Origin of the sequence: Cardinium endosymbiont of Culicoides punctatus (assembly GCF_004354815.1) — a bacterium.
In the GTDB taxonomy this organism is placed as follows: Bacteria; Bacteroidota; Bacteroidia; order Cytophagales; family Amoebophilaceae; genus Cardinium.
The window spans coordinates 1-13,842 of sequence record NZ_QWJI01000014.1; the positions used below are offsets into that span (position 1 = coordinate 1).

Consider the following 13,842-nt stretch of genomic DNA (forward strand, 5'->3'; position numbering starts at 1 on the left):
TTTGATTTACTATGTCTTTTTAAGAATAGCGCCCAATCTGTAAATTTATTTATTATACTCTGAAAATCTTCTTTATATAACGGAGTGCTGTTATGTAAAAAGGATATAGCTTGGGTTACATTGCTGACCACATTTTCTAAAATGGTCCCATTTTCTGCAATTACATCTTTGTCTCTTTTTTGCGTTATATCCAATCCATATGCGATTTCTTTAAGTTTCTGTTCTTCTTGAGCTTTCTGTTGGTCCTTTAGATAAATATTCTGCTTAATTAACAAATTATTTTGATTTTTAGTGTAAAAAATAATAAATAGCATAACTACACCGAATACTAAAACCAATGGCATGTTTTTGACACTTATTTGCAAGATTCCTTCTATTTCTAACTGGAAGATAGCATAAGCAAGCATTGAAACGTTAAGCACCATAGCAGGTATGCTTACATAAGAGGGTAATATATATACAGTAAAAGCCAGGTGAACAAAAGCTAAAAATAAGGTAAAAATAAGATTTGTACTATGTAACCAGTGAAAAGTAATGTCCATAGAAAGTGCAAAAAGCAGTCCTATAACCCAATACTTTCCAGATATATAACGGGTGCCACCCTTGTTTTGATGCATACCATAACAAAAAAAGATGAGGGCCGTTATTACTCTAAGTACATACCAATTTGTAAAATGATCTTTTCCAATTATAAAGAGAGCAAACAGCGTGGTAATTCCAATATAAAAGGCCATTAACAACAGACTTTGATGATTAGGCTTAAGTTTCTCTAACTTACTACGGAGTTTTTCTTCTTCTTGCATCCGCTTTTTTTTCCTTTCCTGTGCCTGTCTTTTTTGTTTAGCTTCATCATCCTCTTTCATCCATCCTGTACCTTCTGGCTGTGGACGTGAGTAATGTGCAACCATCATGGCTATGCCATTAGCCAACATACAAAAAAAGGAACCATCTATATCTGTTTTTGGCTCACCCCATATTTTCCATGCTATCATAGTCAATGCCCCAGTAACCATACCTATCAGGGCAGTAGAGGAAGTACCTCGAAAGCTAAAAACAGCTAAGATAAAGGGGGCTGTAATGATTGGTATAGAACAAGCAAATACCAGTTGCATTAGTTCTAGCAAATCTGTACAGTAAAATGTTAGTATCATGGCAGATAAACCTATAATTAGGGAAGTAAGCCTAATAAGTCCAAGCCCATTTGAAGTAGTTGTTTGTTTATTACGTATACTTTTTAAAATATCATGGACAATTAAAACAGAACAAGTATTAAGCTCTGAATCAGCTGTAGACATGGTAAGCGCAAGTAGGCTCATACAAATGAGCCCTCTAAACAAGGGGTGTATGTTACCCATAATATATACCCAAACATCTTGTATAGATGAGTCTGGAAATGAAACAAAAGCAGCTACTCCCACTAAGATTATGAAAATAACTATAAATAAGCGCAGTATACTAGAATACATAAAAACCCTTTCAGCTTGTATAGTACTAGAAGCCATATAGATCCTTTGTATTGTTGGTGGTTTTATATAAGACACCATGCCAGCTAAAATTAATGCAATTATATTGATTAAATTAGTATTCCAATAAATTACATTTGAAAATTGGAATTTTTCTTGTGTTTGTAAAAAGGTCAACGTCTCTCCCATTGACTGTCCCGTTTTTTGGAACATAAGCCAAGCTAATACAGGAATAATTATTAAAAAGGTTATAAATTGCAGTGCATCTGTATAAGTTACTGCACGAATGCCTCCAAATGAAGAATAAAAAATAAGAATAAGTGTAGCAATAATAGTTATAATTCTAGGATCAACCATATCTGTACACATACCGACGGTCAATGTTATTACATTAATTTGAATAGCAATAGTAGCAATAGCAGTAATGATGCAAGCTATTGCAGTAATAACTCTTGGTATTTTTCCATATATGCGTCCAATACTTTCTGCCATAGAAAGGTGACCCATAAATAATGTCATACGTCTTGCAAGAACACTGATCATCCAAAAGTCTATACCTCCTCCTGCCACTATCGAAAATAATATCCAATATAAGCCTTGCTTATGGACTTGTTGTACGGTTCGTATTAATCCTCCTCCTCCAAAAATTGTAGCCAATACCGTAGCTACCAACGTAGCTGTGGAAAAATTTTTATGACCTACAGCATATTCTTTAAGGCTGGTCGTTTTTTTACTAAAGTAGACCCCTGTAGCCAACGTAAATAACAAAAAGGTTATTACCATAATAAGTGGAAGATTGGATAGTATCATAGGAAATCTTGTGTTAAATGTTAAAAAGGTTATATAAATGTTTTAATTTTCAACTGTTTTCTAGACACCTTATATTTAGTACTTCTTAGCAGAAGATATTATAGGTAACTTATTTAACAAAATCAAGTTTTTATTTTAAAATTTATTAAAATATAAAATTGGTGGCTTAGATGATGGTTTAAATATATCAAAACTTTCGCACTTTTATCCAACATACGTTTACCAGCGTAATTGTAAAAACATATGCAAATAAAATGAAATTATAACATTCATTATTAATATAAAATAAATCGTTATATCTGCTTGGCTGGCTTAGCATCATATGTTTAACCACCATTTCGATAGATATGCATTGAACAGAAATTTACATATTATGTAATCCAATCAAGAAATTGGGAAGTGAAATACTTGAGCAATATATTTGATCTGTTACATACGAAAGCTTCCTTGTAGTATCTATAAAAAGTGTTATATTTGTTGGATATATGGGCCACTTCAGAAAAAGACTTTTTTGTGAGGTTTGTCGATATTTTTAATACTTTGTCTAAAGAAATGTAATTACCCAGGGTTCCCTGTGCTCTGCATACAACGGTTGTTGTCTTTGGAATTGATTTGTAATAAAATATAAAATTCGTGGTAAAAATTTTGGTAGTAGATTTCCCAATATGTTAAAATTGATAAAAATATTTATATTTAACAATCAGTTTTTTTATAAAATTTAAAAAAGGCACCTGGGTAGTTATAAAGAAATAAGAATTATAATAGGGAAGACTTCTTCTTAATTAATTTTGATAGATTTTTTTACATATGCTAGAAAATAGATTTATAAATAATACATTCATTCAGGCTATAATACAAGGGAGAGTAACGTTTTCGATAATTAAACCAGATGCTGTTAGGGCCCATCATGTGGGAACAATTATATCCATGATAGAAAAAGCGGGCTTTACTATCAAAGCCATGTCTATGACCCATCTTAAAGAAACAGAGGCTCAGGATTTTTATAAAGTACATGCAAATCGTCCATTCTATAAAGATTTGTGTTTGTTTATGGCTTCTGGCCCTATCGTTGTAATGGTATTGGAGAAAGATAATGCAATTCCAAGTTTTCGCAAGTTAATGGGGACAACCAATCCGTTAGATGCTGAAGAGGGAACAATTAGAAAAATGTTTGCACGATCAATAGATGAAAATGCCATTCATGGATCAGATGGATATGAAACAGCAGCTGAGGAAATAGCTTTCTTTTTCCCTAGTAATTATATAAAATAAATTATTGTGGGATACCTGATGGGTTGTATTTAGACTTCTTTCGAAACACATTATGTAATTCCATTTTATTATAGTCTCATCAACAAATATAAGACCTCAGGTTAGTTTCGAAAGAAGTTTGTGATCACCTTTTTGGAGATTTTTCCTAACATTATCAGTAAATTTTGTTGTTTCATTCCCGTGCAACAAAATAATATTTCTATATTGTATTCGAAGTTCTTTATGCCAAATAAAGTAATGATTGCTTGTAACTTTATAAGTTGTTGATCATTTTGTTTTATGATCTTTGGTATCTGTTCCACGTGAAACATTTTAAAAAATGCCGGTTAAATATGATATTATTGTAGTTGGTGCTGGGCATGCGGGTTGTGAAGCATCTGTAGCCGCCTCTAAAATGGGTGCTAAGGTATTGCTCATTACGATGAGCATGAATACTATTGGCCAGATGTCCTGCAACCCTGCCATGGGTGGCATTGCAAAAGGGCAACTTGTTCGAGAGATAGATGCCCTAGGGGGATTTTCTGGAATAGTATCAGATCGATCTGCGATCCAGTTTAGGATGCTTAATACATCTAAAGGACCTGCTATGTGGAGCCCTCGAACACAAAATGACAGAAGGCTTTTTTCGGAATATTGGAAAATGGCACTTGAATCATTGCCTAATCTGTTTTTTTTGCAAGATATGGTTACAGCTCTTCTTGTACAAGGAGGCACTGTGGTTGGTGTTAAAACAGCTTTAGGCCTAGAGATCGAGAGCAGGGCTGTAATTCTAACAAATGGAACTTTTTTAAATGGACTTATCCATATTGGTGAACAAAAGACTTCCGGAGGGCGTTCTACGGAAAAAGCGGCTACAGGGATAACAGAACAATTGCAAAAACTGGGCTTTGAAACAGGTAGAATGAAGACCGGAACTCCCCCTCGTATAGATGGGAGAACGTTAGACTATAGTAAAATGGAAGAACAACCTGGAGATGATTTGCCCAGTACTTTTTCCTTTTTCAATTCTACACCATTATCTAAACAAAAAAGTTGTCATATCACTTATACCAACAATAAAGTCCATGACATCATTCGCGAGAATCTATCACGCTCTCCTATGTACAATGGGCAAATACAGACCCGAGGACCTCGTTACTGCCCTTCTATAGAAGATAAAATATATAGATTTGCAGATAAAGAGCGGCATCAAATTTTTGTAGAACCAGAAGGTTGGCATACTACTCAGATTTATGTCAATGGATTGTCAACCTCATTGCCATATGATGTTCAACTTAAAATGTTACGATTGATCGTTGGATTTGAAAATGTAGAAATGCTATGTCCTGGTTATGCTATTGAATACGATTATTTCCCTCCTACACAACTAAATCATACATTGGAAACACAATTGATTCAAAATCTATATTTTGCTGGCCAAATTAATGGCACTACTGGGTATGAGGAGGCTGCCTGTCAAGGTCTAATGGCAGGTATTAATGCCTATAGAAAAATTAATGCATTGCATCCAATCATATTAAAAAGATCAGATGCCTATATCGGTGTATTAATAGATGATTTAGTAAATAAGGGGACAGAAGAGCCTTACAGAATGTTTACTTCACGTGCAGAATTTAGAATTTTACTCAGACAGGATAATGCTGACCTCCGCTTAACAGAATTAGGGCATTCTATAGGTTTGGCTGAAGATGAGCGTTTCCAAAAAATATGTCAAAAAAAAGAATATATAGCATCTATTTTAGGCTTCTTGAAAAAATGGAAAATTAAGACATGTGAAATTAATACAAAACTCGAAGCTGCAGGTACATGTTTAATTACAGAAACACAATCTGCTTATACACTACTCAAAAGACCTGAACTAAATCTTCATGATCTTATAGACTTAGATCATAAAGGGATATTAACTGCTTATACACAAGAAATACTACAGCAAGTTGAAATTCAAATTAAATATGAAAGCTATTCTATTAAAGAAAAAGAGCTTGTAGAAAAAGCAGAAAGATTAGAGCATTATAAAATCCCATTTGATTTTGACTATACTTTGTTGAAGTCACTTTCTGCAGAGGGACGTGAGAAGTTGCAGAAAAGGAAGCCTGCTACTTTAGGTCAAGCTGCTCGCATTAGTGGAGTAAGCCCATCCGACATCTCTATATTAATGGTGTATTTAGGACGATAAACAAACAGCAAAAAGATACTCCGTGCTTGAAAATACCATGCTTACACTATTAGGAAAGATATATATATCACCAACATGAGGTTAGTGTAAGCATTCCTTTATTGTAGCAACCATGTAGATCCTTACTTTTTGCTAAGAGATATGTTAATATAATAAACTGCAGGAGTTAATGTAGGGGTGTAAAGAGCAAAAAATAATGAGTGTCTTTGCCATCTCATACTAATTGTAAGCAAAATATATTAGACCATATATAGGCAAATACCTTTGATATATTGGTCTTTTTTTTTTATTTTGCCAAATAGGGGGATATGTAAGTCAGTATTATTTGGGTAATATAAACCACCAAGAAAAAAGATAACGTATATATTTTTCTGGATGTGATTTGTGTTATTTTGTTTATTGTCTGATTATTAGTGATTTTTTATTATATTTTCTTATAAGTTATATAAAGACAGATAAAAGATATTTTGGTAGGCAGTTAATAAGGTATATTAATATAATTAAGTATAAAACTTTATGCGAAATAAATCGCAATATGTATGGGAAAGATTATAGCGATTGTAAATCAAAAAGGTGGAGTTGGTAAAACTACTACTGCTATAAACCTGGCCGCTAGCCTTGCTGTGTTAGAAAAGAAAACCCTTCTTATTGATGTTGATCCACAAGCAAATGGCACATCCGGGATTGGCGTAAAACCAGAAGATGTAGAATATAGTATTTATGAATGTATTGTAGATGCTGTGGGTCCTAAGTCCCTTATTAAAGAAACCAGTATCTCAAATTTAGATCTTTTGCCCTCTCATATTAATTTAGTTGGTGCTGAAGTAGAAATGGTAAATTTTAAAAATAGAGAGGGGCGTATCAAAGAATCTCTTAAGTCTATACTTCCAATTTATGACTATGTCATAATTGATTGTGCCCCTTCATTAGGTCTAATAACTATTAATGCCCTTACTGCTGCAGATTCTTTAATCATACCCGTTCAGTGTGAATATTTTGCATTAGAAGGATTAGGTAAATTATTGAATACCACAAAAATTATACAGTCCCGACTAAATCCTAATCTTGAAATAGAAGGGATATTGATGACAATGTATGATGCACGGTTACGTTTAGCCAATCAAATTGTGGCAGAGGTCAAAAAACATTTCCAAAACATGGTTTTTGAAACAATTATTCCAAGAAATATCAAACTAAGTGAAGCACCCAGTTTTGGTATGCCCGCAATAACTTATGATGCAGAAAGTAAAGGTGCTATTAGCTATCTTAATCTTGCTGAAGAAATTATTAGTAGAAAGAAAACAGTAGTTTAACTTTTACCCCATTATCCAATTGGAAGCTATGCAACCAAAAAAAGGGAACCACAAAAGTGTATTAGGTAGGGGGTTAAGCGCCTTACTTCAGGATTCTCATACACCAATACATTCATACAATAAGAGAGACTCTTTTGAATTTATTAGTACGGAATTAATTGAAATTAATCCCTTTCAACCTCGTCAAGACTTTTGTGAAAAAGCATTACATGAGTTAAGTGAATCTATAAAGATTCATGGTATTATACAGCCTCTCACTGTTCGTAAATTGGACAATGGTACGTATCAATTAGTAGCTGGAGAACGTCGTTTGCGTGCTGCTAAATTAGCAGGCTTGGTAGAATTACCAGCTTATGTACGGACTACAGATGACCAGCAAATGTTAGAAATTGCACTGATTGAAAATATTCAACGTGAATCTCTAAATGCCATTGAAATTGCCCTTAGCTACCAACGTTTATTAACTGAATGTAAGTTAACCCAAGAAGAACTTGCACAACGTGTGGGAAAGGATAGGACCACTGTAAATAATTATCTCCGTTTACTGAAACTACCACCTGATATACAAATTGCCTTGAGAGATCAAAAAATTTCTATGGGCCATGCAAGAGCACTTATTAATCTAAACACACCAGCAGCTCAATTGAGTTTACTGAAAAAAATCATTGAATTAGGCATTTCAGTAAGGGAAGTAGAGAAATTGGTACAAAATCTATCTACAACCCATTCTAAGAAGGCTGTTCAAAACATACCCCTACATTCATCTTTTAAGACCACACTGAAAAACACTACTATGCAATTGGAACAACAATTTAATACAAAAATAGTGATCAAAACAGATGCCCAAAAACAGGGCCAAGGGGAAATTAAGATTTCATTTGGTTCAGAAGAAGAACTACAAAGAATTGTTTCCATCCTTTCCAAGTAACCACAAACATGAATAAACTGTATATCTTTTTTATGACATTCATTGGAAGTATGCTTTTTTTGGATTTAAGTATAGCTTCTACCTCTAATGAATCTTTATTATGTACTACTAAAAGAAAACTACTTAGTGAAACACAATCATACGCTCCTAGGCTTAGTATGCTAAGTATTACAACGCCAGATAAGTCAGATGAAGAAACATTGCAACGTAAGACCATGCAGATGAATGCTATGGTCCAACGTTCTTGGATCTCTTCTATGGTTATACCTGGTTTAGGACAAGTGTACAACAAACATTATTGGAAAGTCCCTTGTATTTACTTAGGATTTGCAATGCTTGGCTACAGGATACATGCAGAACATCAAGAAATGAATTCCCATAAACGTACGTTGCTTGTAACTAGTAGTAATAACGACCAAAAAAAAATACAAACTTTGCCTCTAGTTCCCTATACACAAAAACGTATTAATGATTGTAAACGTACCCGCAACTTATTCATTATGATTGCAGCTGCTTGGTATCTATTAAATGTATTTGATGCTTATGCAGGTGCTCACGATAAAATGGTTAATTTTACAGATGATATTGGAATAGATCCTGAAATAAAAACAAGTTCTAGTCAACCAGCTGCTGATGCTGCAATGGTTTGTTTTTCTTTGCCTGTTTATTTCTAATAAATTAAGTCTAGACGCTTCTCAAAACGCTATGAATACACATGCTCATCATCATTATACAGAAGAAAATATTCGTTCCTTAGCTTGGCAAGAACACCTTCGATTCCGTCCTGGTATGTATATCGGTAAGCTAGGTGATGGTTCCGCTTCAGATGATGGCATTTATATATTAATCAAAGAAGTTATTGATAATAGTATAGATGAGTTTGTTATGGGCTATGGAAAGCAAGTTGAAATAACCGTGTCTGACCATGAAATTTCTGTGAGAGATTTTGGGAGAGGAATTCCATTGGGCAAAGTAATAGATTGTGTAGCTAAAATAAATACAGGGGGCAAATACGATAGTAAGGCATTTCAAAAGTCTGTAGGGCTAAATGGGGTAGGTATCAAGGCTGTTAATGCACTTTCAGAATATTTTAAAGTTCAATCTTTTCGTGATGGATTAACCAAGTCAGCCATTTTTTCTGCAGGAGTCATGGCATCAGAAGAAGAAATTAAGGAAACTACTGAACCAAATGGGACACATATTGTATTTATTCCAGATCGGACTATATTTAAACAATACTCATTTATTCTTCACTTTATAGAAGAACAAATAGCCAACTATACCTTTTTAAATACAGGGTTGATTTTTGTTTTGAATGGCAAAAAGTACCGCTCCCGTAATGGACTTTTAGATCTTTTACACACGAAAACAGATATTGAGTCACTCTCTTATCCTATTATCCATCTAAAAGATAAGGATATTGAACTATGTTTAACCCATCATCAAAACGCTGGTAATGAGATTTATTATACTTTTGTCAATGGGCAATTCACTGCTCAGGGTGGAGTACATTTAAATTCATTTAAGGAAGCTGTTGTAAAAACAGTACGAGAATTTTATAAGAAAGATTTTGACTCAAGCGATATTCGTGGAGGACTAGTAGCCGCGCTTGCTATTAAGGTTCAAGATCCTATTTTTGAGTCACAAACTAAAACCAAGCTAGGGTCACAGCAGATGGGACCTGAAGGTCCGAGTATTCGTAGTTTTATAATTGATTTCATCAAAAGAGAACTAGACAACTATTTGCATAAACATACGATAGTCGTAGAAGCCTTACAAAAACGAATTTTACAGTCTGAACGTGAACGTAAAGAAATAGCTGGTATAAAGAAACTAGTTAGTGAAAAAACAAAAAAAGCAAATCTCCACAACAAAAAATTAAGAGACTGCCATATTCACTACAATTCTAAACATCCTAAAAAGTTGGATAGCACTATTTTTATTACAGAAGGGAATTCTGCCAGTGGCTCTATAACCAAATCACGTAATGTTGCAACACAGGCAGTTTTTTCATTACGGGGCAAACCTTTAAACTGTTTTGGGCAATCTAAAAAATTAGTTTATGAAAATGAAGAACTGAATCTTCTCCAGCATGCTTTGAATATTACAAATGGGCCCGATGGGCTCCGTTACAACAAAATTGTAATCGCTACGGATGCCGATGTTGATGGTATGCATATTCGATTACTCATACTGACCTATTTTTTGCAATTTTTCCCTGAATTGGTTCATAATCAGCATCTGCATATACTGGAAACACCACTTTTTCGAGTTCGGAATAAAAAAATTACACATTATTGCTATAATGAAAAAGAGAAAGAAAAAGCGATACAGTCACTTGGTTCACAATTTGAAGTTACACGATTTAAGGGTTTAGGAGAAATATCTCCCGATGAGTTTTCCAATTTTATAGGTGAAGGTATGCGTCTATCTCCCGTAACCTTATCAACCAGTGCCACCCTTCAAGCATTATTAGCGTTTTATATGGGCAAAAACACACCAGAAAGGCAAAGTTTTATTATTGATAATCTTATAATAGAGGAGAGCCTCTCTGACCAACATATACTGGACTAATTTTTTCAGTACATTATAAATCAAAAATAATGCTACATATGCTTTTGTAGAGAGAATATTTTTTTATAAATCCCACCCTGTTGAAGTAAACTGCTATGAGAACCTTGTTCAACAAGGTGGCCTTGTTCTAACACAAAAATTTTATCTGCTTGGCAAATGGTACTTAGCCTGTGGGATACTATAATAGAAGTCTTATTTTGAATTAATGATTTTAGTCCTGTTTGTACGTTTTGTTCAGAAGCTGTATCTAGAGCTGAAGTAGCTTCATCTAAAACTAAGATAGGTGGGTTACTTAATATCGCTCTCGCGATGCAAATGCATTGTTTTTGACCACCTGAAAGCTTATTGCCATGTGCTCCAATAATTGTGTCATACCCTTGTGGTAACCCCATGATAAAATTATGAGCAAAAGCTACCTTAGCAGCTTCAATAACCTTTTCTTTGCTATATGTTGGCCTGTTAAAAGCAATGTTGTTAAAGACAGTATCATGAAATAAAATGGATTCTTGGGTAACAACACCCATTAAGTGGTGTAAAGATGTTGTACTTATCTGTGGTAAAGGCATATTGTCTATCTCAATTTCACCCGATGTTGGCCTATATAAACCAGATAAAAGTGATAAAAGTGTGGACTTCCCTGAACCAGAAGCACCTACTATTGCTATCGTCTCTCCTTTTTTGATGGTTAAATGTATTTGGTGTAAAACGTTATTTTCTTCATTACTGTAAGAGAATGAAACATTTTTAAAAACTATTTCATGTTCAAAATTTACATGCTTTACCCCTGTAAGTTTTTGTTGATGTTTTGATTCTTCATCTAATAAACTGAAAATCCGACTTCCAGCAGCAATACCTCGTTGAATGTGTCCAATAGATCTTGAAATCATCTTAATAGGTATCAGTGTCTGAGAGCAAATGATAATGTAGGCAATAAATGCACTAGCTGTAAGGGGGCTTTGTTCCAAAAGGATTAACGTACCACCATACGCAAGTATAGTAGAAACAGCAACAACACTTAGAGATTCCGATATAGGGGCAGTCATATGCTCTTTTCTTGCTACTGACATGTTGGTAAAAGCATATGCTTGACTTTCTTTTTTGAATTTATCCACAATGTATTGCTGTGCACCAAAGACTTTTATAATACGTACTCCTTCTAATGTTTCCTCAATTAGACTCATTAAATTGCCTAGTGACTGTTGGGTTCGATTTGCCCATTTGCGTAATCTTTTTATAATTGTGGTTATTACCCATCCAATAATAGGTAGCAGTAATAGTGTGAATAGACTCAGTTTAGGTGCCATGTAAAAGAGGACAGAAATATAGCAAAAAAGTTGAGTCGGTTCTTTAAGAAATACACGAAGTGTGTCTGCTACGGCATGTTCTATTTCCTGAATATCCGTTGTAATTCTTGCCATTAAATCACCTTTCTTCTTATCCGTAAAGTGTTGCAAAGGAAGGGTTAATGTTTTGTTAAAAAGTGCCAATCGTAAATTATAGACTACATTGATGCGTACTTTTGTCATGGTAATATCAGCAATATATCTAAAGAGACCACTGATAAAGGTAGAAAGCGTAAATAAAGAGGACAATAAGTAGAGCGCTGATTTTTTTCCATAATTTTCGATCGTTTTTATAAATACAAAATTAAATACTTTTGTAAAGTAATGAATGCTTATATGCCATTGTGGGAGTGGTTGTTGCTGAGACAGCATGTGGTTCAATTCTTCTTGGTTAAATAGAATCTTAAGCAGAGGAATCACTAATCCATATGTAGTTAATCCAAAAAAGATAGAAAAGAATATAGCAATGAAATAATAGAAAGCAAGTTTTTTTAAAGGCCCTACGTAACCTAAAATTCTGGAATAAATGTTCATTAAAAACAGATGTTACAATCAATTCGTTTTCAAAACAAAAAAGATCAGTTATCTATAAAAAGCTCACTAGCTATTTTGTCCGCAAGCAATTTACCACTATTTGTTAAATAAAGTTTACTATGAGTTAAATAAGCAAGCTCTTTTTGTGTAATATGTTGTATAAAATTCCTTTTTTGAGCCATTAAGTCAACTCCATATTGCTTATGCATCCATTCAAAATCACATCCCCAATAGGTTCTAATGCTTGTCATAATGTATTCATTAATATGGTTTGTTATGGTCAGTGTTTCTTCTGTATGCGGGAGCTCCCCTTTCTGTATGGATTTTATATATATTGGATTATTAGAAATATTCCAATACCTTTTTATGCCATTGTATCCATGTGCACCCGGTCCTATGCCTAAATAGGCTCCTGATTTCCAGTAGTTTATATTGTGTCTGGAAAATTTTTCTGGTTGACAGAAATTAGAAATTTCATAGTGGATATACCCTTTTTTATTAAGGATGTCTATAGCTAGTTCAAATTGCTCTGCAGCTATTTCTTCAGAAATTTCAGTTATTTTTCCCTGTTTATACCAATGTCCAAAAACCGTTTTGGGTTCAATAGTTAAGCAATATGCTGAAATATGTTCTGGTTCTAGTAACAGTGCTTCTGTTAGATCATTTTGCCAATCGCGTGTTGTTGTACCAGTGGTAGCATAGATAAGATCTATATTTAGATTGTTGAATTGAGCTTTTCTAGCCCATATTATACTTTGTCTTGCTAAAGTAGCAGTATGAGCTCTATTCATATAACGTAGGGTATGGTCATTAAAAGACTGTATGCCAATGCTCAATCTATTGATGCCTATATGCCTAAATCCTTGTAGTTTTTCAAGTGTCAGGTCGTCTGGATTTCCTTCTAGTGTTATTTCTATATCTTTGGTAATAGAAAAATATTTGAAAATGTGATTTAATAATTTTTCTATTTCTAGGAGTGTGAGTACAGATGGGGTACCCCCACCGAAATAGATACTGGTAATGGGAACATTGCCTAAATAATTTTGGCGTAATACTAGTTCTCTACATATGCTTTCTATTACTAATGATTTTAGTTGAAAGTTTGTACTAAAGTGAAAATTGCAATAATGACAAGCTTGCTTGCAGAATGGAATATGCAGGTATATCCCTGTGTTAGATTTTTCTAATGTTGTAATCAAGGTAGATGCATAAGTAAAGAAAGATACTCCAAGGCCAATTAAATGCTATGCATGGATATCATTGTAGAGGGTGAGGGATTCGAACCCCCGATACCAATGACGATATGACGGTTTTCAAGACCGTTGCATTCAACCACTCTGCCAACCCTCCAAAAACATTCTGAAAATATAAGAAGTCTACAGCCACTAATTTATATAAAAGAGCTGGTATACCCAAAAAACTTAACAAA

9 protein-coding genes and 1 tRNA gene are annotated in these 13,842 nt (G+C 34.0%); 6 read left to right on the forward strand and 4 right to left on the reverse strand.

Annotated features, from left to right (window positions below):
• Positions 1 to 2,273, reverse strand: a 2,273-nt coding sequence (locus CCPUN_RS02735; protein WP_133282057.1) for a sodium:solute symporter family protein, incomplete at its 3' end; no start/stop codon positions are given.
• Positions 2,274 to 3,080: 807 nt separating this feature from the next.
• Here CCPUN_RS02735 and ndk point away from each other — a divergent pair.
• From ndk to CCPUN_RS02765, 6 genes are all read left to right on the forward strand, one after another.
• Complete coding sequence (ndk, locus tag CCPUN_RS02740; protein ID WP_204594645.1) at positions 3,081 to 3,545, forward strand: nucleoside-diphosphate kinase; 465 nt, start codon at positions 3,081 to 3,083, stop codon at positions 3,543 to 3,545.
• A 319-nt stretch (positions 3,546 to 3,864) separates the two neighbouring features.
• A complete protein-coding gene (gene mnmG / locus CCPUN_RS02745; protein WP_133282058.1) occupies positions 3,865 to 5,721 on the forward strand; it encodes a tRNA uridine-5-carboxymethylaminomethyl(34) synthesis enzyme MnmG in 1,857 nt (618 codons plus the stop codon).
• Positions 5,722 to 6,260: 539 nt separating this feature from the next.
• Positions 6,261 to 7,034 carry a ParA family protein gene (locus CCPUN_RS02750; protein WP_133282059.1) on the forward strand — a complete coding sequence of 258 codons (774 nt, stop codon included), beginning with the start codon at positions 6,261 to 6,263 and terminating at the stop codon, positions 7,032 to 7,034.
• Positions 7,035 to 7,062: 28 nt separating this feature from the next.
• On the forward strand, positions 7,063 to 7,962 hold the full coding sequence (locus CCPUN_RS02755) for a ParB/RepB/Spo0J family partition protein (protein WP_133282060.1): 900 nt from the start codon (positions 7,063 to 7,065) through the stop codon (positions 7,960 to 7,962).
• Between the two features lie 32 nt (positions 7,963 to 7,994).
• Complete coding sequence (locus CCPUN_RS02760; RefSeq protein WP_133282061.1) at positions 7,995 to 8,636, forward strand: DUF5683 domain-containing protein; 642 nt, start codon at positions 7,995 to 7,997, stop codon at positions 8,634 to 8,636.
• A gap of 31 nt (positions 8,637 to 8,667) precedes the next feature.
• Entirely contained in the window at positions 8,668 to 10,536 is a 1,869-nt protein-coding gene (locus CCPUN_RS02765; protein WP_133282062.1) for a DNA topoisomerase IV subunit B, read from the forward strand.
• Positions 10,537 to 10,568: 32 nt separating this feature from the next.
• Here CCPUN_RS02765 and CCPUN_RS02770 read toward each other — a convergent pair whose 3' ends face one another.
• The 3 genes from CCPUN_RS02770 to CCPUN_RS02780 all read right to left on the reverse strand — a co-directional run bounded on the left by CCPUN_RS02770 (position 10,569) and on the right by CCPUN_RS02780 (position 13,763).
• Positions 10,569 to 12,413 carry an ABC transporter ATP-binding protein gene (locus CCPUN_RS02770; RefSeq protein ID WP_133282063.1) on the reverse strand — a complete coding sequence of 615 codons (1,845 nt, stop codon included), beginning with the start codon at positions 12,411 to 12,413 and terminating at the stop codon, positions 10,569 to 10,571.
• Positions 12,414 to 12,457: 44 nt separating this feature from the next.
• Positions 12,458 to 13,612: a radical SAM family heme chaperone HemW gene (hemW, locus tag CCPUN_RS02775; protein ID WP_240034343.1), complete on the reverse strand. Its 1,155-nt coding sequence runs from the start codon at positions 13,610 to 13,612 to the stop codon at positions 12,458 to 12,460.
• A 64-nt stretch (positions 13,613 to 13,676) separates the two neighbouring features.
• Positions 13,677 to 13,763: transfer RNA gene (locus tag CCPUN_RS02780), tRNA-Ser, on the reverse strand.
• Positions 13,764 to 13,842 lie beyond the last annotated feature (79 nt).